Source organism: Pseudofrankia coriaricola, from assembly GCF_001854805.1.
Lineage (GTDB): Bacteria > Actinomycetota > Actinomycetes > Frankiales > Frankiaceae > Pseudofrankia.
The window spans coordinates 45431-66597 of sequence record NZ_MBLO01000058.1 but is presented as its reverse complement, the minus strand read 5'-3'; the positions used below and the strand labels follow the sequence as shown (position 1 = coordinate 66597).

14 protein-coding genes and 1 pseudogene are annotated in these 21167 nt (G+C 69.6%); 6 read left to right on the top strand and 9 right to left on the bottom strand.

Going from position 1 to position 21167, the window contains the following annotated elements; all coding sequences use genetic code 11:
- The 8 genes and pseudogenes from BCD48_RS11145 to BCD48_RS50575 form a co-directional block, all read right to left on the bottom strand.
- A pseudogene (locus BCD48_RS11145) lies at positions 1 to 217 on the bottom strand (ABC transporter substrate-binding protein); the annotation flags it as partial.
- Positions 218 to 1400: 1183 nt separating this feature from the next.
- Positions 1401 to 3590 (bottom strand): MMPL family transporter, encoded by a 2190-nt coding sequence (locus BCD48_RS11140; RefSeq protein ID WP_071048279.1) that lies wholly within the window; start codon positions 3588 to 3590, stop codon positions 1401 to 1403.
- A 409-nt stretch (positions 3591 to 3999) separates the two neighbouring features.
- The gene (locus BCD48_RS11135; RefSeq protein WP_071048278.1) at positions 4000 to 4833 is read right to left on the bottom strand and encodes an SDR family oxidoreductase; all 834 of its coding nucleotides are present in this window, start codon (positions 4831 to 4833) and stop codon (positions 4000 to 4002) included.
- Positions 4830 to 5387: a VOC family protein gene (locus tag BCD48_RS11130; RefSeq protein ID WP_071048277.1), complete on the bottom strand. Its 558-nt coding sequence runs from the start codon at positions 5385 to 5387 to the stop codon at positions 4830 to 4832. Before BCD48_RS11130 ends, BCD48_RS11135 begins: the two co-directional genes overlap by 4 nt.
- A gap of 209 nt (positions 5388 to 5596) precedes the next feature.
- On the bottom strand, positions 5597 to 6793 hold the full coding sequence (locus BCD48_RS11125; RefSeq protein WP_071048276.1) for a cytochrome P450: 1197 nt from the start codon (positions 6791 to 6793) through the stop codon (positions 5597 to 5599).
- Between the two features lie 216 nt (positions 6794 to 7009).
- On the bottom strand, positions 7010 to 8452 hold the full coding sequence (locus tag BCD48_RS11120; protein ID WP_071048275.1) for an aldehyde dehydrogenase family protein: 1443 nt from the start codon (positions 8450 to 8452) through the stop codon (positions 7010 to 7012).
- 216 nt (positions 8453 to 8668) lie between these two features.
- Entirely contained in the window at positions 8669 to 9400 is a 732-nt protein-coding gene (locus tag BCD48_RS11115) for a TetR/AcrR family transcriptional regulator (RefSeq protein ID WP_071048274.1), read from the bottom strand.
- Positions 9401 to 9695: 295 nt separating this feature from the next.
- Entirely contained in the window at positions 9696 to 9875 is a 180-nt protein-coding gene (locus BCD48_RS50575; protein ID WP_131803906.1) for a hypothetical protein, read from the bottom strand.
- A gap of 938 nt (positions 9876 to 10813) precedes the next feature.
- On the opposite strand from BCD48_RS50575, the gene BCD48_RS11110 reads away from it, so the two are divergent.
- The 6 genes from BCD48_RS11110 (at position 10814) to BCD48_RS11085 (ending at position 19148) form a co-directional block, all read left to right on the top strand.
- On the top strand, positions 10814 to 12175 hold the full coding sequence (locus tag BCD48_RS11110) for an ABC transporter substrate-binding protein (RefSeq protein ID WP_071048273.1): 1362 nt from the start codon (positions 10814 to 10816) through the stop codon (positions 12173 to 12175).
- Positions 12176 to 12321: 146 nt separating this feature from the next.
- Positions 12322 to 13122 carry an ABC transporter ATP-binding protein gene (locus BCD48_RS11105; RefSeq protein ID WP_071048272.1) on the top strand — a complete coding sequence of 267 codons (801 nt, stop codon included), beginning with the start codon at positions 12322 to 12324 and terminating at the stop codon, positions 13120 to 13122.
- A gap of 70 nt (positions 13123 to 13192) precedes the next feature.
- On the top strand, positions 13193 to 16060 hold the full coding sequence (locus tag BCD48_RS11100) for an ABC transporter permease subunit (protein ID WP_083418466.1): 2868 nt from the start codon (positions 13193 to 13195) through the stop codon (positions 16058 to 16060).
- Positions 16061 to 16199: 139 nt separating this feature from the next.
- The gene (locus BCD48_RS11095; protein WP_071048271.1) at positions 16200 to 17135 is read left to right on the top strand and encodes a zinc-dependent alcohol dehydrogenase; all 936 of its coding nucleotides are present in this window, start codon (positions 16200 to 16202) and stop codon (positions 17133 to 17135) included.
- Between the two features lie 77 nt (positions 17136 to 17212).
- Positions 17213 to 17704, top strand: a complete 492-nt coding sequence (locus BCD48_RS11090; protein ID WP_071048270.1) for a nuclear transport factor 2 family protein — start codon at positions 17213 to 17215, stop codon at positions 17702 to 17704.
- A gap of 160 nt (positions 17705 to 17864) precedes the next feature.
- Complete coding sequence (locus tag BCD48_RS11085) at positions 17865 to 19148, top strand: amidohydrolase family protein (protein WP_071048269.1); 1284 nt, start codon at positions 17865 to 17867, stop codon at positions 19146 to 19148.
- Between the two features lie 119 nt (positions 19149 to 19267).
- Here the strand turns inward: BCD48_RS11085 and BCD48_RS11080 are convergent, their stop codons facing one another.
- Positions 19268 to 20911 (bottom strand): GGDEF domain-containing protein, encoded by a 1644-nt coding sequence (locus tag BCD48_RS11080; protein WP_071048268.1) that lies wholly within the window; start codon positions 20909 to 20911, stop codon positions 19268 to 19270.
- Positions 20912 to 21167 lie beyond the last annotated feature (256 nt).

Sequence of the window (21167 nt, the reverse complement as noted above, 5' to 3'; positions counted from 1 at the left end):
CGATGATCTCTCCGCGCTGGCGGATCTTGTCCAGCGTCGGGCTCGCCGGGAAGTCCGTGGCCTGGGTCAATTTGTAGCCGCCGGCCGGCGTGGCGGCGCCGACGGCCGCGGGCCCGGAGTCCCCACCGCCGCCGCCGCACGCGGCGAGCGTCAGCGCGGCGGCGAGACCGACCGCGACGGATGACAGGCGCGCCGAGAGGCGGGATCGTCTGAACATGGGTTCCCTTTCTGCTGTTTCCCCGCGCGGAGCCGCGGCGGGTGAAAAATTCGCGAGCCTTTCCGGCTCGCTGGGGGACCGGTACCACGCGCACGGGGCCTTGAGGGCGGCGGCGCGGGCGGTCAGTGGCTGATTGGCGTTCGAGGGCGTACGAAAACAGGACTTCCCGGGCACGGCGCGGCCGCGGCCGCGGTTTCCTGAAAAGAGCCGCGCGAGTACCCTTGCCGTCGTCCGTTGGCGAGTTCCGGAGCCTCGGCTCTCAGGTGCGATGGGAAAGGTCGGTGGCCGTAGCGGTGTTGTGGAGACCAGGCGGAACCCGACGCCCAGCGGTCCCTTTGCCGGAGAAAAACGGTGGAGGCGGTCCGGTCGCCCAACCTGGCCGGTGGCCCGCCGGTCCAGTACGGTGGCCGCTGTCCTGTGATCAGCCGCCCAGCGGTGGCGGCGGTGGTCTTTCGACCCGCGCCGGCCGGGACCTGCTGGCGTTCACCGAGCCTGCTCTGGCCCTCTGACCAGGCGACCAGCCCGCCCCCGCGACACCCCTGGCCGGCCTGGCGCGACAGCGCCGCGCTGACTCCTCACGGTCCAACATGCCCGGCCGGCGTACCAGCCCCGCCGGACCGAGAAGTCCGTCGCCTGGAGAAAATCCCATTGATTGCTGCTACGAATCCTCTTTCGATCAGACCCCGTGACCGCGGACTGGACAACTGTGGAGCCTCTCATCGGCCGTCGACGGGCCGCCGACTGGAAGGTTGATTCGAGATATTCAAGCTTCGCCCAAGATAAGTGACGCCACCGCCGACCACTGTCCAGATCGCGACAGATCCTTGTTTCTTTACTTCTCCCTTACTCCTCCTTTACTTCTTCGGGCGGTCCTGCCCCGGCCGACAATGACCCCGCCGCTGAATGCTGTCCGGTTCGCGACAGATCTGCGTTTATTTCGCGAAGGGGCACGTTTAGTAAAGGTGTGCGCGGAAGCGGACCGGTGGATCGCGCGGACGTCGGTGTTGGCGTTGGCGCGCGGCGTCGAGCGCCGCGGGTCACCGAACTCACCGTCGTCGTCGACGCCGGCCACTGGAACCACGCACCGCGGATCCAGCGTCCGCGTCGCCCGTGAAACGCGCAGTCCGCACCGGTAGACGACCCGGTGCGGACTGCGAGGTGCGGACTGCGAGGTGCGGAAGGGCTACTCGGATACCTCGGACGGGCTGGCCGAACCCCGCGGCTCGGGCACCGCCACGGCGTCGCCAGCGCCCACGCCGGCCGGTATGACCGGGCGCGAGGGCGGTACGCGAAGCACCTTGGCCGCCCAGTCGGGCAGCCACCAGTTCCACTGGCCGAACAACGACACGAGCGCGGGCACCAGCACCGACCGGACGATGGTCGCGTCGAGCAGGATGCCGAAGCCCAGCGCCGTCGCGAACGTCTTCAGGTCGGTGCCCGGCCCGGTCGCGAGCGCGATGAACGCCAGGAACAGGATCAGCGCGGCACTGGTGACCAGCCGACCGGTGCGCCCGATCCCCTCGACGACGGCGCCGTCCGTGTCTCCCGTCCGGTCGTACTCCTCCCGGACGCGGGCCAGGATGAACACCTCATAGTCCATCGACAGCCCGAACAGGAACGCGAAGACCATCAGCGGGATCCAGAAGGTCACGGCTCCGGTGGCGTGCACGCCGAATATCGCGTCGGATCCGTACCCGTTCTGCCAGAACAGCACCATGAAGCCGAGGGTCGCGCCGAGGGTGATCAGGTTGAGGAGAACCGCCTTGATCGGGAGCAGGATCGATCGGAAGGCGCGGGCGAGGAGCACGAACGTCAGCAGCGCGATGATCGTGATCATCAGTGGGAAGTTGCCGTAGACGGCCTTCAGGAAGTCGATCTGGTCCGCGCCGATCCCGGCGACGCCGACGACGCCCGGCAGATCGGCGACGGCCGTCTTGACCTTGCGCACCGGTCCGATCGACGACGAGTTGACGGTCTCCGCCTCCGGGATCACGACCACGATGCTGTGCCCGGCGGCGGTCTGTCCGGCACCGGTCGCCACCACAGCCCGATCGACGCCGGGCACATCGCCCACGGCCTTGGCGACCGACTGCGCCTGTGACGTGTCGACCAGCACCTCCATCGGCGTGAGGACACCGGTCGGCACGCCGCCGTCCTTCAGCGTCTGGAGAGCCGTGTAGGCCGGGCCGTTCTTGGCCAGGGACTCGGACGAGGCAAGGCCGATCTTGATGCCGGCGAACGCGGCGATGAGCAGGCCGAGGGCCAGCAGGGCCGCCCCCGCCGCGATGATCCGACGCCGCACCACGGCCTTGGCCCACCTGGTCCAGGCCCGCCCGGCTCGGTTCTCGTGCCGGATCTTGGGCCAGTCGACCTTGGGGCCGATCCCGCCGAGAATCGCCGGCGTCAGCGTCAGGGTCGTGAACACGCTGGCCAGGGGGATCAGCGCGCCACCCAGCCCGATGCTGCGCATGAACGGTACGGGGAGCACCACCAGTGCCAGCAGCCCGATCGCCACCGTAATGCCGCTGAACATCACCGCGTGACCGGCCGTCTGCATGGCGACCACAACCGCGTCGTGGTTGTCGCGGCCGCGGTCCCGCTCCTCACGCCAGCGGGTGACCAGGATGAGCGAGTAGTCGATCGCGACGCCGAGACCGATGAGGGCGACCAGGAACTCGACGATGAACGAGACATCGGTGAGGTAGGTCAACGGCAGCAGCAGGATGAACGTGGTCAGGATCGAGGCGGCCGCCACGACCAGCGGCAGGAACGCCAGGAACGACGCGAAGACGAAGGCGAGCACTGCCAGCGCGCCGACGGCGCCGAGGAGGACCTCGGCGAACACGCCGGCCCCGCCACCGTCCGAGTCGCCGACGGCCAGGGCGTCCTCGCCAGTCACGCCGACCGTCGCGCCCGTGGGAGCCGCGTCCGTCAGCGCCGTCCTGATGGCGTCCGTCGGAAACGTCGCCGTCGGGTCGTGCAGGAACCGGTAGAAGACCAGGGCGTAGGAGGTGCGGTCATCCTTGGTGCGGAAGGCCTTGTCGCCGGTGTTCGCCTCGTCGATCACCCGGGTCTGCGGCACGTTCTCCTGCACCGCGGCGAACGCCTGCCCGATGGAGTCCTCCCGGCCAGTGACAACCTGGCCCGCCGGCATGGTGACGCTGACCACGTAAGGCGAGGTCTTGCCGCCGGATGTGAACTCGGAGTCAATCTTGTTCGCGGTCTCGGTGCCTGGTTGTCCCGGCAGCGAGAAGTCAATGACCAGGCGATCGTTGGCCGGGCCGGTCAGCGCGACGCCCGCGACCACGATGAGAAGCCAGCCGACCAATACAAGTCTGCGATGGTGAAGTACGAACTCTGCGATCCGGCGCACGAAACTCCCCTGCCTTGGAAGATCACGTCAAGCGGGCGAATACTAGCAAGGGAGACCGACAAGCCGGCCGCGACTCATCGACCCAGTCGGAAACGACGCCAGCCGCGAGGTGTGTTATCCGTCACTGGCGGGCCGACGCGCCGGGACCGGCCGGACGGCGTTGCCCCGCCCTGCCAGAGAGTTGACGGTACTGCACCGCGTCCGCCAACCCGCCGCCGCCATGGTCTGTCTTCCGGCTTGGCACCCAGATGTCGGATCGCCGACACCGGGAGGTCGGATTCCGGCCGGCAATGTGCGCGGGGTTCGGGCGGCGGCCAGAAGGCTAGCCGCCCGGTCCGTCAGCGAGCCGGGCAGCCGGCCGCCGGAACATGACGGACGTCCATCTCGGCGTGCTGACCGCCGGGAATCCTCACGATGTGGCCCCGGGTCCGCGCACCGCGGCGCAGATGCCGCCGTCGACCAGGATGTCGGTGCCGGTGAGAAAACGGGCCTGGTCCGACAGGAGGAAGGCGACCACGTCGGCGACGTCGTCCGCCTGCCCGACCCGGCCGAGCGGCGTCTGTTCCACGAGCGTCCGCATGACGCTCTGGGTCTCCGCCTCCTGCCGGCCCTGCGGCGTGTCGATGATTCCCGGAGAGAGGGAGCAGACGCGCCCGCCGAGGGGCCCTACCCGCACCGCCTCCCGCTGGGCGAAACGCTGCACGCCGCGTTTGGCCCATGAGTAGGCCAGTCCAGAGTCCTCGACGGCCGGTCCGAGGACGTCGTGGATGCGGTCGAGGAAGTCCTCGTCGAGCGGGTCGTCGAGCACGGCGTCGGCGGCCGGGTGCGGATCGGTGATCATCAGGATCGGGGCCATCGACGCGAAGCAGACCATCGCGGTCCCGGCCGTGGTCAGCGGGCGCAGCGCCTCGGCGAGCATCGCGGTCCCTATGAGATCCACGGTGAAGATGCGACGCCAGTCGGCCATCGTCGGTGAGATCCCCGCGGCGTGTGCGACGGCACGAAGCGTCCCGAGGTCGCCGACCCGGGATGCGAGTCGCGACAGGCCATCACCGTCGGTGACATCGAGAACGAACGGCTCGACGAAGGTTCCACCGTCGCCGGCTGCCAGCTCCTTGGCGACCGCTGTCACCGACTCGTCCCGGTCGACCAGCAGCAGAGCGTCGACCGCGCCGGCGAGCCGCTGCGCGCAGGCCAGTCCCATGCCGCGGCCGGCGCCGGTCGCGATGCCTACCGTGGTCATGGCCCGACCTCGAAGGCACGAATCGGCGCACTGCCGTCCCAGTCGGCCGCGGACTGGCGGACGAGGATCGCGATGCCATCCGTCGCGGCCGTGACTTCCATGATCTCGACGATCGTCGCCGGTCCGGCGGGCGGCTCGACGTAGGCGTAGCGGGTCGCGCCACCCCCGTCACCGGACCACACCACGGGCCATCCGGCGGCCTCGACTGATCGCATGGTGGCGTCGAAGTCGGTGGTCCACCAGGCCAGCTGATGAAATCCCTCCCGCCCGGACTCGAGAAACTCGGTGTAAATGCTGGGCGTGTCGTCCTCCTGGCAGATGAGTTCGACCTGTAAATCGCCCGTGTTGCCGAAGGCGATCGACAGGGGGACCGTGCAGGGCCGGCCCCGGTAGGTTCCGCTCTGCGACTGTCCACGCAGGACGTACCAGGGCCCGACCCCCAGCTCGAGCCAGCTTGTCAGGGCCTGATCGAGGTCGCGGACGATGTAGCCGATCTGGCGCACGACTCCCGGAAGAACGGCCGGCGCGACAGCTGAGTCGGGGTATGGGCGCATCAATGCCTCCTGCGGTTGGCTGGTCCGTGACCGCGGCCACGGCGGGTGGTGCCGAAGCAATTGCCTGTGCCCTGGCCGCCGACACGACGGCGGGCGGTCGTCCGTTCGCCGGCCTCGCTCTCGACCCGTGGGCCACGGCGGTGAGGTCTGCCGGGACCGGTAACTGGATGGTGCGGCCGGCCCGGCCTGGCCCGGCGCGGCCGGTGCGGTCAGGGGACGTGGACCGGTAGCTTCTCCCAGCCGCGCACGGTTGACGTGCGGGCCTGGACAGCGTTGTCCCAGTCGACCTCCCAGGTGGGGAATCGGTTGAGGACCTCGTCGAGCGCCACCCGTCCCTCGAGGCGAACCAGCGCGGCGCCGAGGCAGTGGTGGATGCCGTAGCCGAAAGAGAGGTGGCGGCCGACGTCGCGGTGGATGTCGAAACGGTCGGGGTCCGGGAACCGGTGCTCGTCCCGGTTGGCGGAGCCGTTGAGGAGCAGAATGGCGCTGCCCGCGGGAACGGTCCGACCGTGGTGCTCCACGTCGTGGAGGACGTATCTGGCCTGCACGGGCGAGGGGGACTCGTAGCGAAGGAGCTCCTCGATCGCGTTGGGGATCAGGGATCGGTCCTCGACGAGCTCACGGCGCTGGTCCGGGTGTTCGGCGAGTACCTTCCCGGTCCAGCCGATGAGCCTTGCTGTCGTTTCGTTGCCGGCGCCGGCGAGCAGGTAGATGTAGTTGAGGACCTCTTCCCGGGTCAGGGTGCGGGTGGTGCCGGTCTCGTCCTCGAACTCCGCATTGAGGAGTTCTGTCATGAGATCGTCGGAGGGATGTTTGGCCCGCCACTCGACATAGTCGGCAAACTTTTCGGCGCCGCTCATGTCCGGGGGCGCGAGGTCGTCGCCATCCTCGAGGCGGAGGTTGTCGTCGAAGAGGTCCCGGATCGCTTCCTGGTCTTCTTCGGGGATGCCCAGCAGATAGCCGATGACGCGCATGGGCATCGCCGCGGCCAGGTTGGCGACGAAGTCGAACCCGCCCGATCCGACGAAGGGGTCGAGGGAGCGTCGGCAGAAGTCGCGGACCTGCGGTTCGAGTGCGTTCATCTTCCTGGGCGTGAACACCCGGGCCATGACGCCGCGGTGGACTTGGTGGACGGGAGGGTCCTCGAACAGGATCGACCCGGGGGGAATCGGGGCATTCGCCTTGATGATCTCGAGGACGGTGCCCCGTCCGGACCGGTAGGTCTGCCAGTTGCTCAGGCAGGGCTCGACATCCTCGAAACGACTTAGCGCGTAGAAGTCGTGCCTGTCGTTGTAGTAGAGCGGCGCCTCGTGACGCATCCGCCGCCATACCTGATACGGATCCGCGTCGATCTGGAAGTCATACGGGTCGTAGTAGAGGTCACTGCCGCTGGTCGTCAGTGGCACAGCGAGGCTCCTTGTCTCTGGTGAATGGGGTGCCTACTTGGTGGTAGCGCGCTCACGGCGGCGACAGTCGACGGCGAAATCATCGTTACCCGGGAGTGACATGTGCACCTCGGTTGCCGGGCGCCGGTCCGGGGCCCTGTCGGTCAGCTCAGGGCGTCACGGCCACGGCCCGCACCGGCCACGCGGCGACCGCGGCGTCGCCCGGTGGCCCGGCGCTCAGGCCTTTGGCCAGGCGAGCGCCTTGGTCTCCAGGTACTGCTCGAACCCCTCGGCGCCGTTCTGCCGGCCTATGCCGCTGTGCTTGTAGCCGCCGAAGGGCAGGTCAGCGCCGTACGGAATGCCGCCGTTGATGCCCAGGCCGCCGGTGCGGACGCGGCGGGCCACGGCCAGCGACCGCTCGAGGGAGCCGGAGAACACGGCGCCCGAGAGCCCGTAGCGGCTGTCGTTGGCGATCCGGACGGCGTCGTCGTCGTCCTCGAAGGGGATCACGACGAGAACCGGTCCGAAGATCTCCTCCTGGGCGATCGTCATCGAGTTGTCCACGTCGGTGAACAGGGTGGGCTCGACGTACCAGCCCTTCGGGAGGTGCTGGGGGCGCCCGCCGCCGAGAGCGAGCGTCGCGCCTTCCCGGACGCCCCGCTCGATGTAGCCGAGCACGCGGTCGCGCTGCTTCGCCGAGATCAACGGGCCCATCATCACGTCGGGGCGCTGCGGGTCGCCGTACGGCGCCGCCGCCAGGGCGGCCTTCAGGATTTCGACGCCCTCGTCGTAGCGCGACCGGGGAAGCAGCATCCGAGTCTGGATGGCGCAGCCCTGACCGGCGTGATAGCACACCCCCAGGCCGGTCGTGACCGCCGTCGGCAGGTCGGCGTCGTCCAGCACGATCGTCGCCGACTTGCCGCCGAGCTCGAGAAAGACCCGCTTGAGCGTGGCGGCGCCCTTCTCCATGATCCGCTGGCCCACCGTGGTCGATCCGGTGAAGGAGATGAGGTCGACCTGTGGCGACAGGGTCAACTCCTCGCCGACCAGGTGGTCCGAGGAGGTGACCACGTTGACGACGCCGGGCGGAATGTCCGTGCGCTCGGCGACGAGGCGGCCGATCCTGGTGGCGTTCCATGGGGTGTCCGGAGCGGGCTTGAGCACCACCGTGTTCCCGGTGGCGAGCGCCTGGCCGAGCTTGTTCAGCGTCACCTCGAACGGGAAGTTCCACGGCACGATCGCGCCGACCACGCCGACCGGCTCCTTCCGGACGCGCCGCTCGGTGAGCATGCCCATGGCGGGGGCGTCGGGGAGCTCGGTCTCCCAACGGAACTCCTCGATCAGTTTCGCCGGGTAGCGAAGCGCGCTTTCCAGCGGATCGTCGAGCTGCGGGCCGTTCGTCACCATCCGCGGACAGCCGACCTCGAGGATGAGCTCCTCCCGGAGTTCCTCCCGCTCGGCCTCCAGCGCATCCTGCAACTGCTCGAGACAGCGCTTGCGCAGCGCTCGGTTGGTCGGCCAGTCCGTCTCGTCGAACGCGCGCCGGGCCGCCGAGATGGCCCGCTGCATCTGGGCGCTCGACGCGTCGGCGACCTGGCCTAATGTCTCCTCGGTGGCCGGGTTGATGTTGTCGAACGTCTTGCCCGAGTCCGCCTCGACGAGCTCTCCGTCGACAAGCATCCTCGTTTCGGAGCCGATCTTCCGGGTTTCAGGCACTGTTCTCCCTGCCTCCGCTCGGCTTGGTGTCGGTGTTCGGGCTCGTTGCCGGCGCGCGCGTCGAGACCGGGTCCGGGACGCGCGCGTCCCGTTGTCGAGTTCTCGGTGGGAATGGGGTGGGTTGTTGCGTGGGGAGCGCCTAGGCGCTGGCCTCGGCGGTGCTGCTCGACCGGAGCGGTACTAGCCGGTGTCGTCGCGTCGGCGGCGTGGCTTCTTGGGTTCACGCAGTTGCAGCGCGTTGATGTAGATTCTGGTGATCTGTTCGACGGCGGTGTCGAAGTCGTACCCCGAGTCGTCCTGCAGGAGGGACTGCTCGGCGAACCGTATGGTCATCACGGCCAGGGCGTCGGTCACGATGACGGGGTCGAGGGCTGGGTCCGCGAGACCGCGTCGCTGGAGCTGTGCGATCGAGTTGGCCATCTCCTTGACGTGTTGCTTGTAGAACTGGGTCCAGAGCGCCCGGATCTGCTCGTTGTGGCGTGCCACCTGCTCGATCACGCCCATGATCCGCGCTTCCTTGCGGTGGGCCTCGAGGCGGGTCCGCATGGCCGAGGCGAGGCGCTCGTGCGGCGTGGCGGTGGAAGTCGGGTCCAGGATGATGTCCACGCCGGCGTTCAGCGTGTGATCCAGGACCGCCGCCACCTCGCGCAGGATGTCCTCCTTCGAGTCGAAGTAGTGGTAGAAGGCGCTGTGGGTCAGGCCGGCCCGTTCGGCGACGTCCGAGATCCGGGCCTCGTGGAAGCCCTTCTCCTCGAAGACCGCCTTCGCGGCCTCGACCAGGCGTGCCCTCGTCTCGGCCCCTCGGCGCGAGCGCGGGCCGTCGTCGTCCCAGCGCTGCGCGCGCAGCCGGCTGTCGGCGCCGGAGATCGAGGGCGATGCCGTCGCCGGGCTCGGCTGGGGGAGAGGCTCCATCTGCTGCTCCTTCAGGGCCGCCGGGCGAGGACGCGGCGGTGGTTCCGTATGGCGGGCTGGTTCGTCAGGTGTTCGGACGCGGCGATCGGCTCGGTCGGAGGAGAGCACACGCGGGGAGTGGCCCGGCGACCCGATGACCGTGGGTCGACCGCGGGGGCGGCCGAGCCACGAGCACCTCCTTGCGTCGCTGTGCACGCTCGGCCGCGAAACACCTCTTCGGACCGGACGATGCCAGACGCGCGACGATCCCAGATCCGCGAGGCGCGCCGCCTGCCGGCCGGCCCGGTCCGACGGACTACCCGGCGAGCGGCATCGGCGGCGCGTGGCACCGCGGTGCCGGGCGCGGCGACCCCCTGCCGGCGACCTCCCCGGTGGCGGCGTCGACGGTGTAGGACCTCTCGCCCGGAGCCGCCTCGGTCAGCCGGACATCGAGCGGCACCTGCCGCTCGCGTCCGACCTTCGATGTCTCCATCACCGCTCACCCGCTCTTTGCGCCCAGGTGCTGCCGCCGCCTGGCAGTCGTCAGGCGGCTCCCGCGGCGGGCCCGAGGTTCCGAGGCCGCAGCCTGATGAAGTTGACATGATCGTGAAAAAAGTTTGACGATCATGTCTGGAAAAGTTGACGCAAATGTAGACGGTCTTCGACCGGACGGCAAGCGTCTTCTGACCGGCCAGGACCCATCGGGCCCGGTCGGGGACCCGCGCGTCCCATCGCGAGCCGTTCTTCGGCTCGAAGAGAGCGACAACCGCCTCGCCGACGGACGCGCTTGGCGGTCGGTCGCGACACTTCGCGGTGGCGGCGGGCCCTCTCCGCGCGGTGTCGGCGGCTGCCGTAGCCGGCCGCCGTGGCCGCGGTCGAGCTGAACGGCCGTGGGTGCGCAGGCCGTCGGCTCTGGCGCGTTGCGGGTTGGGCGAGTGCGCGCCTCGCCCTGGCTCGATGCGCATACGTAACCGAAGGTGGGCGGAAAGTGATTGACGATCGGGGCCTTGACTTTGACATCGAGAGGTGTGAACGTCCCTCACGTTCTGGCCGATCAGGTCGAGTGGGCGTGCTCGCCCGGCCAGACAACGTCGCCGACCGACGCATGCTGGCGATAGAACGGTTGCGAACCTGGCTGCTCTGGGCCGTCGCGGCCGCCCGGCTGTCAGCTGCTTTCGGGTGAATGACCGGATTCTCTGCTCCCCCTGAGCGAAGCGCGCCTTTGACGCGCTTCGCTGCCCCGTCGCGGAAACTTCCCGCGCCAATGTGATGGCGCTCGGGCTGATTTTGCGACCTCTCATTCCACGAATTTCGCGCGGCGTGCCGCGGTCTCGGCCTGGAACCACATCGCCGAGATCACGGTGTGGACTGCCGCGGCCGGGTCGTCGGCAAGGTGACGACCCCCGTGACTACTAAGGGAAAGGTCATCCGAGGATGAGATTCCGGAACGGTCTGTTACCCGTACTGGCCACAACGCTCGTCATGGCGGCAGCCTGTGGCGGCAGCGGCAGTGGCGGCACCAGCGGAGCCGCCGGTGCGGCCTCGGCGGGTTCGAGCGCCGGGACGACGGTCGCGCTGTCGCGCTCCACCGCCAGCAGCCCCGCCACCTGGAAGTCGATACCGGTTCCGGGCACCCTGCCGTGCTCCGACAAGGCGGCCGACCCGACCCGGGGTATCACCGACACCAGCATCAAGATCGGTGGCCTCGGGACGCTCAGCAATTCCGGTACGTCCACCTACCAGGAGACGGACCTGGGCGCGCAGGCGCGGTTCGCCCGGGAGAACGCCGCCGGCGGTGTCATCGGCCGCAAGATCGATTACATCGGCATGTCCGATGACGGCCTGAGCGCGCAGCAGAACGCCGACGCCGGCAAGAAGCTCGCGGAGAACGAGAAGGTCTTCGCGGTGGCCCCGGTGGCCACGTCGATCGGGGCCTACGCGGACTCGCTGTGCGCGAACGAGGTGCCGGCGTTCGGCTGGGCGTTCAACAACGGCCTCTGCAACCGGGCGAACACCTTCGGCATCACCGGCTGCCTGCTCCCGGACAAGTACAACTCGATCCAGGTTGGCCCGTACGTCGAGCTGTTGGCTGGCAAGGCCGACAAGAGCGTCGTGCTGCTGGGCGTCGACAACGCCTCGGCCAGGCAGGGGGTCGCGGACACGAAGCGCTCCCTGGAACGGGCCGGGCTGAAGGTCGTCATGACCAGCAACGCGCTGCAGCTGGGGCAGCCGCCCGCGGATCCGTCCTCGTTGGTCCGGCAGATCATGACAGCCAACAACGGCAAGCCGCCGGCGATGATCTACCATGTCACCGACTTCGTGAACGTCACCGCGCTCATCCAGACGATGACCGCCGCAGGCTACCAGGGCATCCAGATCAGCGCGGTGGGCTACGACCCCCGGCTGGCCGGTCTGAAGGCCCTCGACGACACCAACACCTATCTGCAGTGGCTGCCTTTCCAGACGACGGACAACGCGACGGTCCGGCAGATGACGGACGACGTCACCAAATACGGCAAGGGCGCCGGTCTGTCGATCACCACGGCGATGGGGTGGATCTCGGCCGACATGCTGATCGCGGGCCTCAAGGCGACCGGCAAGGATCTCACCGTCGACAAGTTCCTGAGCACGCTGAACAGCCCGAACTTCCACTACGGTGACGGCATCTTCATCGGGCGGAACACCTGGCCCGAGAACCACTTCTACGGGGCGCCGTGCGCCACCGCCACCAAGCTGAAGGACGGAAAGTACTCGCTGGCCGTCCCGCTCGTCTGCAACGACCCCTACGCCGACTAGTCCGTCCCGTGCGCCAAGCGGGCGGGAGAGCGGAGATCTCTCCCGCTCGCGGGCGAAACCTGTGTCGGCGGGAACGTCGGGTTGGGGAAGACCTGACGACACCCCTCGACCGTGCCAGGCCTGAACGGGCCGGAGAAGGAGCGGGCGTGGTTGCGACCAGCCCTGAGCCCGACGTCGTCGCGGCCGGCGCGGGCCCGGCCCTGGAGGTTCGCGGTGTCACCAAGCGTTTCGGCGGGCTGACCGCCATTCGGGAGGTCTCGCTGCGGGTGAAGGCGGGCGAGGTCCGTGGCCTGATCGGCCCGAACGGCGCCGGCAAGACCACCCTGTTCGACATCATCTCGGGCCTGACGGCGCCCACGTCAGGCACTGTGCACCTGGACGGGTCCGACGTGACCCGCCAGTTGCCGGAACGGAGGGCGCGTTCCGGGGTGCGCCGCACGTTCCAGCGCACCCAGCTGTACGGCCGGCTGTCGGTGGAAGACAACGTGCTGGCGTCGATGGAGTGGCGCGGTGGCGGCGGGGGTCTCGTGGCCGACCTGTTCGCCGCCCCCAGCCGCCGGCGGCGGGAGGCCGAGCGGCGGGAGCGGGCGACCGAGGTGCTCGAGGCGTGCGGGCTGGCTGACCTGCGACACAGGCCGGCCGGCTCGCTGCCGATCGGCCAGGCGCGGCTGGTGGAGCTGGCGCGGGCGATCGCCGACCGACCCCGGCTGCTGCTGCTGGACGAGCCGACGTCGGGGCTGTCGGCGCAGGAGACGGTGCGTTTCGGCGAGCAGATCCAGCGGCTGCGCTCCGACGGGGTGGCGATTCTCCTCGTCGAGCACGACGTGGGCTTCGTCATGGGCCAGTCGGACCGGGTGGTGGTGCTGGACCTCGGCGCCGTGCTCGCGGAGGGGACACCGGACGAGATCCAGGCGCACCCCGACGTCCGAGCGGCCTACCTGGGCTGACCGGGCAACCGACTCACCGACCGACTCACCGACTGACCGGCCGACCGGATCTCCATCGAAGGGTGAAGCAGTGGAGGAGTTCCTCAACCTGGTCGTCGGCGGCATCGTCGCCGGCGGTCTCTACGCCATCCTGGCAGCCGGCGTCGTCCTGACCTATCAGACGTCGGGCATCTTCAACTTCGCGCACGGCGCGGTCGCGTTCGCCACCGCGTACCTGTTCGTGCAGCTGAACGTTACCGCCGGGATCCCGATCATCCCGGCGGCGGTCATCGCCGTCCTGGTCTTCGCGCCGTTGCTGGGATTCGTGCTGGACCGGCTGATCTACCGGCGGCTCACGCAGTCCTCGGTGGCGGTGAAGATAGTGGTGCCGGTCGGCCTGCTGATCGCGGTGCCCGGGATCTGCCTGTTCGTCTCGGACCGTTTCAACCTGTGGTTCGACTGGCACATCGCCGGGATCGAGGAGCTGTTCCTGATTCCGGGGCTCGGGCCGACTCCGAAGAAGGTGTGGACGGTCGGCACCGTCCTGCTGGACAGCAACCAGGTAGCCGTCTTCGGCGCCGCCGTCCTGACGGCGGCGGGCCTGTGGGTGCTGCTGCGGCACACCCGGCTGGGCCTGCACATGCGGGCGGTGGTGGACCGGCGCGGCCTGGCCGCGCTGCGCGGCATCGACCCCGACCGGACGTCCGCGATCTCCTGGATGCTCGGCAGCTTCCTCGCCGGGCTGGCCGGGGTGCTGCTCGCTCCGATCTTCACGCTGAACACGCCGGTGTTCACGACCGTGGTGCTCATCTCCACGCCCGCCGTCGTGTTCGCGCGTTTCCGCTCGATCCCGCTGGCGCTGGCCGGCGGTCTGTTGATCGGGGTCGTGCAGAACCTCATCGTCGGCTACGCCCATTTCGCGGAGAACATCACCGGGTTCTCGACGTCGGTGCCGTTCATCCTGCTGTTTCTCCTGCTGTTCGTGTTCGCCGTGGACCGTAGCCGCCGGGCCGGCACCCAGACCGACGACGACCCGCCCGCGCCCTCCTACGGCGAGGAGTCGAGGCGGCGAAAGACGATCGTGTGGTCGGCATGGTCGGTCATCGTCCTGGCCTACGCGCTGTTCGTCGCGGACGACTACTGGCAGTCGCTGATCATTCGGGGGCTTGCGCTGTCCGTGGTGCTGCTCTCCTTCACCGTGGTGACCGGCGTAGGGGGCATGGTCAGCCTCGCGCAGGCGGCGTTCGTCACCGCCTCCGGCATCACGGCCGGCTGGGTGGTCAGCCACCACTGGCCGTTTGCCGTCGCGCTGGTGCTGGGCACGCTGGTCGCCACCGCGATGGGCGTGGTGGTGTCGCTGCCCGCGCGGCGGCTGGGCGGGCTGCCGCTGGCGTTGGCGACGCTGGCGCTGGCCTACATCTGCCAGAACCTGTTCTTCCAGCTGCGCGGGGTGAGCCGCAACGACGTCGGCGGATGGGTGCTGCGGCCGCCGGCGCTGGGGCCGGTGGATCTTGCCGACTCCCGGTCTATGATCATCTTCCTGGCGATCGTGCTCGGTATCGTCGTCCTGCTGGTACGGAACCTGATCCGGTCGAGCTCGGGCCGGGCCATGGCGGCGCTGCGGGCCACCGAGCCGGGGACGGTGACCATCGGCGTCTCCGCCGCCCGCACGAAGACCGCGGTGTTCGCCCTGTCGGCGGCGATCGCCGGCTTCGGCGGCGTCCTGCTCGCCGCGTCGTCCGGCCGCGTCACCCACCTCGACTACCCGGTCGAGACCGGTCTGTTCTGGCTGGCCACGGTGGTCCTGTTCGGCGTGCGCCGGCCGGGTGCCGCGGTGATCGCGGGCTTCGGCGCGGCACTCAGCCCCGAGCTGCTCAGCCACGTCGCACAGACCTCGTACCTGCCGCAGGTGCTCTCCGGCCTGGCCGCGATCAACCTCGCGCAGAACCCGGACGGGATCCTCGCTCTCACCGCCCAGCAGCGGTTCGAACGCCGGCGCAGGCGGGAGGAACGCGCGCTGCGCAAGGAGGCCGTCGCGGCGTCGGCGGTCGCGACCCCGGTCGACGTGCCCGCCGCGGCCCCGCTGGTCGACACCCCGCCCGCCGCGACGCTGGGCGCCGCGCCCGCCGCGGGCGTCTCCGACAAGCCACTCGTGCTCGAAGTCACCGGCGTGCGCGCGGGATACGGCGCCGTGGAGGTGCTGCACGGGGTCGACCTGGCCCTGCGCGCCGGCGAGGTGCTCGCCCTCATCGGCGCGAACGGCGCCGGCAAGTCGACGTTGTGCGCGGTCGTCGCCGGCGGTGTGCCGGCGACGCGGGGAACGGTCCGGCTCGGCGGCGCCGACGTGACGGGCCTGCCGCCGCACCGGCGGGTCCGCCACGGCGCCTTCCTCATCCCCGAGGGCCGGGGCATCTTCCCCGCCCTGACCGTGGACGAGAACCTTTCGCTGTGGCTGCCGGCCGAACAGGACCGGGATTCCGCCTACCGCCGGTTCCCGGTGCTGGGCGAACGCCGCGGCCAGCTCGCCGGATCGCTGTCCGGCGGCGAGCAGCAGATGCTGGCGCTGGCGCCGGCCCTGGTGAAGCCGCCGGCCCTGCTGATCGTCGACGAGCCGTCACTCGGCCTGGCGCCGCTCGTCGTCGCCGAGGTCTATGCGGCGCTGCGGGAACTGCGCGCGGCCGGCACCGCGATCCTGCTGGTCGAGGAGAAGGCGCATGACGTGGTCGCGTTCGCCGACAGCATCGCCTTCATGGCCGTCGGGCGGGTCGCCTGGGAACGGCGGACCGCCCAGGTCGACTCGGACCTGCTGGTCCAGTCGTACCTCGGCATCAGCGAGGTCCCGACCGGTCCCCCCGAGCGGCCGGCGGTCGAGGACGCCGCCCCCGTGGTCGAGACCAGTACCGCCGACGCCGACGCCGGCGGTCGCGCGGCTCAGCCGGTGACCGGTCCCCGTCGTTAGTCCCCGGGGTCCGGGCCTGGGAACCGCCCGGATTCCGCGGTCCGCAGTCCGCGCACAGCCGGTCATGTCACCGGGTTCCGTTCAGAACCGCCACGCCCCGACCTAGCCCCGCCACCCAGCAGACCACGAAGGAGCAGCCATGAAAGCCGTACGTGCCGCGGAAGGCGGCGTCCAGGTCGTCGATCTCCCCGAGCCGCCCGGTACCGGCGAGCTCCTTCAGATGCGATCGGCGAGCATCTGCAGCTCCGACCTGCTGTACATCTCCTACGGCTGCCGCTACATCCTCGGCCACGAGCTAGCCGGCGTCGACGAGGGCGGCAACGCCTTCATCGTCGAGGCCCTCTACGGCTGCATGGAATGCGACCAGTGCCAGCGTGGCCTCTACAACCGCTGTCCGACGCACGGAGAGCGCGCACTCGGTTTCAGCATCGACGGCGGCATGGCCGAGCAGTTCCGCGCCCCGGCCGCCCGGCTGGTCCCGCTGCCGGCGGGCCTCGACGTGCGCGACGCCTCCATCGTCGAACCGGCGTCGGTCTCCTGGCACGCCTTACGGCTGGCCGGCGCCGGACCGGACACCCGGGTCGCGGTCGTCGGCGCCGGCGCGCTCGGCCTGCTCGCCGTCGCGGGCGCCCACCGGCAGGGAGCCGAGGACGTCGCCATCGAGGCGCGCTACCCGCACCAGATCGAGGCGGCGGAGCGCTTCGACGCGAAGGCCGGCCCCGACGGCCTCTACGACGTGGTGGTCGAGGCGGCCGGGAACCCGGCCGCCCTCGCACGCGCGATCGACCTCGTCGCCCCCGGCGGCACGGTCGTCGTCGTCGGTGTCTACATGGACAAGATCGAGGTCGACTGGCCCACCCTCTTCTTCCGCGAGGGGCGGATCATCCCCTCCCTCGGCTACTGCGGCCATGGCACCGGACGCGAGATGGAGGACGCCGCGGCGATGCTCGCGGACGACCCCGAGATCACCCGGGCGCTTATCACCCACCGCTTTCCTCTCGAGGACGCCGATGAGGCGTTCCGGGTCGCGGGCGACAAGAAATCGGGCGCCATCCGGGTCGTGATCGAGCCGTAGGAAGCGTCGAGGAGGGCTGCCCGGCGGTGGTGAACCGAGGTCGAACCTGGCGCGCCAAGAGACGAGCGCGCCGGGACGTGGGACAGAGGCTCGAGGATCTGGAAGCCCGGCTGCGTGCGGCGGAGGATCAGCTGGACATCCTCCGCCTGCTCAACCGCTACGGCCCGCTGGTCGACAGCGGATCGGCGGCTGAAGCGGCCGACCTGTGGATCACCGGTGGCGGCTATGACTTCACCGGCGTGACCGGCGACGGCACCCGCGTCGAGGCACCGCGGGGACTGGCCGCCCTGTACCAGAGCGACGTGCATACAGACCTGGTCGCCACGGGCGTGGCTCACCTGACGGCCACACCGCACATCACCCTCCATGGCGACACGGCGGGCGCGGTCGGCTACTCCCTCGTGATCCGCAAGGAGGACGACCGCTGGTACCTCTGGCGAGCCGCCATCAACCACTGGGAGCTGGCACGTACCGCCGACGGTTGGCGAATCACGGAGCGCTACAACCGCGTGCTGGACGGATCCCCCGAATCGCACGCGGCGATGCGCAGGATTCTCGCCGACCCGTAGACCACAGTCGGCCGTCGCCGCAGCCGCTGCGCGAACTGTTCGGCGGGCTCGATGCCCGGCCGGTCATTCCGGTCAAACCCACCAACCCACCGGTTCCGTCACGCCCGCGGCGGGACGAGCTCGTGGCTGTGGCATTCCTGTCTGTGAGCGGAGGCTCGGTATGAACGCGGAAGACCTCATCCTGATCAGCGTCGACGACCATCTTGTCGAACCGCCGGACATGTTCCAGGGGCGCCTGCCGGCGAGGTTCGCCGACGCGGCGCCGAAGGTCCTCCACCGCGAGGACGGCTCCGATGTGTGGACGTTCAACGGTTCGATCATCCCGAACGTCGGGCTGAACGCGGTGGCCGGCCGGCCGAAGGAGGAGTACGGCGTCGAGCCGACCGCGTTCGACGAGATGCGCCCGGGCTGTTACGACATCCACGAGCGCGTCAAGGACATGTCCGCGGCCGGGGTGCTGGGCTCGATGTGCTTCCCGTCGTTCCCGGGTTTCGCTGCCCGGCTGTTCGCGGCCGCCGACGACAAGGACCTCGCGCTGGCGGTCGTGCGGGCGTACAACGACTGGCACATCGACGAGTGGTGCGGTGCCTATCCTGGCCGGTTCATCCCGATGGCGCTGCCGGTGCTGTGGGACCCGGAGCTGGCCGCGGCCGAGGTCCGCCGGGTCGCGGCCAAGGGCTGCCACTCGTTGACGTTCACCGAGAACCCGGCCGCGCTGGGCTACCCCAGCTTCCATGACGGTCACTGGGACCCGCTGTGGAACGCGCTGGTCGACACCGACACGGTGATGTCGATCCACCTCGGCTCGTCCGGGAAGCTCACCCTGACCGCGCCGGACGCCCCGATGGACGTCCTGATCACCCTGCAGCCGATGAACATCTGCCAGGCCGCGGCCGACCTGCTGTGGTCGCGGGTCATCAAGGACTTCCCGGACATCAGGATCGCCCTGTCGGAGGGTGGGACCGGGTGGATCCCGTACTTCCTGGAGCGGATCGACCGGACCTACGACATGCACCACCTGTGGACCGGCCAGAACTTCGGCGACAAGCTGCCGAGCGAGGTCTTCCGGGAGCACTTCCTCACCTGCTTCATCGAGGACCCGGTCGGTGTCGAGCTGCGCCACAAGATCGGTATTGACAACATCGCGTGGGAGTGCGACTACCCGCACTCGGACTCGAGCTGGCCGTGGCCGGGCGAGGAGCTGCTGAAGTCCGCGGTCGGCGTGCCGGACGAGGACATCAACAAGATGTCGTATGAGAACGCGTGCCGCTGGTACTCGTTCGACCCGTTCGCCCACCGCTCGAAGGAGCAGTCCACCGTCGGGGCGCTGCGTGCCGAGGTCGCCGGCCGCGACATCGCGACCCGCTCCTACGACAAGGGCCGCTTCGAGATCAAGCACGAGGGCATCTCCCTCGCCGAGATGGCCGAGAGATCCACCGTCTGACGGCGCCGTGGGCGGCGCTCCTCACGACAGCCGGGAGCGCCGCCCACCCGGCGGGCGCCTACTGTCCGTGGAGACTGGTCACACCGGCGAACTCCACACACGGCGCGCACCGCTCGATGTCACCGTCCGGGCTGGCACCGCGGCGCCTTGGCCCCCGGCCTGCGCGGCCCGGACTGGGTTCCTTGCCCAGACAGCCCAGCACGGTGGACAGTCACGGTGCCGTAATCTCGCTTCGCCTTGTACATGGCCAGATCCGCTTGGTGCAGCAGCGTCTCCGACTCGGTGGTCGTGCCAGGCTCAGCGACTGCCAGTCCGACGCTTCCGTGCACCGAGCGCGACGCTCCAGCGAGCTCGCAGGGAGCCGCGACGGCCTCGGCGATCCGATGGCCGAGCTGCCACGGCTCCTCGGTGCCGCCCTCGAACAGGATCGCGAACTCGTCACCACCGAGCCGGGCGACGGTGTCCGCCCGCCGGACCGCGCGCAGGAGCCGGGCCGCGATCAGCCGCAGCAGCTCGTCGCCAGCCGCGTGCCCGAGTTCGTCGTTGACGTTCTTGAAGTTGTCCAGGTCGCAGAACAGCAGGATCAACGGCTGTGGGTCGGGGTCGCGGTTTCGCCGGTCGACCGCGTGCCGCAGCCGGTCGTTGAACAGCGCCCGGTTCGCCAGCCCGGTGAGCGGGTCGTGAAACGCCTGGTACAACAGCTGATTCTGGCTGGCCCGGTAGCGGGCCAGCAGCCTCGCGTTGTCCCACAACGTCACGATCTGTCGTGCCAACGCCAGTACCAGCAGGCTGAGCAGCGCGAACATCTCCGCGCGCGGAATCGGGGCCGACGTCACCAGCCGCACCAGGGTGAGCAGACCGACCGCGCCCAGCGGCACATACGGCAACGCCAGGTGCAGTATCTGCAGCAGGCCCGGTCGATCGTTTGTCCGGTGGTCATCCGGCTCGGCCACGGGCGGCGCCGCTGGTCGCGCCGGGGCGACCGCCGCCAGCCCGATCAGCAGCATTGCCGCGGGAAACCCGGTTGAGAAAGGCGGCGGCGCGACCGTCCAGCGGCGAAGATCGGCCGCGACATAGCTGACCGCCACGATCGCGAGCACGACCACGCCGGCCGCGAGCAGACCGAACGCGGGCCAGAGGCGTGGCCGCCGGAACGTGCCGAGCAGGAACACCGTTACCGACAGGGTCAACGCACCCAGAGCAAGACCCAACATCGTCAGGACGGAGCCCGGGCTGTACTCACCTTGCAGCAGCACGTCCTTCAGCACCAGCTCCCACGCGAGCAGCGCCAGCGCGCCGACCACGAGCAGGCTGTCCAACACGGTCACCGCCAGCCATCGCCGGCTGGGTAACGGCGGATGTGGAGGACGATCGCCTGGGTTCGATCCGAGCGGAACGTGGTCGTCGGGGCCGCGGTCCAGCGGGTCCGTCGGTATCGTGAGCAGCCCCGCCAGCGCGAGCGCGTAGCAGACGAGATAGCCAAGATCGGGCGGGTGCAGCGTCGGCAGATTGGTTCCGGCGGCGGGGGACGTCCAAACGGACGTGACCACCCCGGCCGTCGCCACGACCGCGGCCGCCCCGGTCAGCCATCGCCACCGCCGTTCGACTCCCTGGTGCCGCCAGCCCTCGACCCCACAGCACACCGCCGCGACCGCGGTCGCGGCAACCCCCTCGATGGGCTCGACCAGGATCACTATTGACCTCGGCGCGGTGAGGTCGACCATCAGGGCGGCCACGAAGAAGACGACGGCGGCGATCACCATTCGGCGGAAGGCCCGATGGCTGACCGCTGCTGGCCGTGCGGGCGTTGCCGGCTGCCGGTCATGGCGAGCTGGTTTCATCGACACGGGTCCCAGCCTGGTCTCCGCCCCCTTTGTCCGTCGCCGCGATACGCATCGATCGTCACCACCGTATCCGCCTGGCGGCCACGGCCCGAGGGCAGGCTCTCCCGGCAGCTCAATACATGATGCAGCCACCCGAATACATGTTCCCGCTTCGCCTCACGGTGAACCGGTCCGC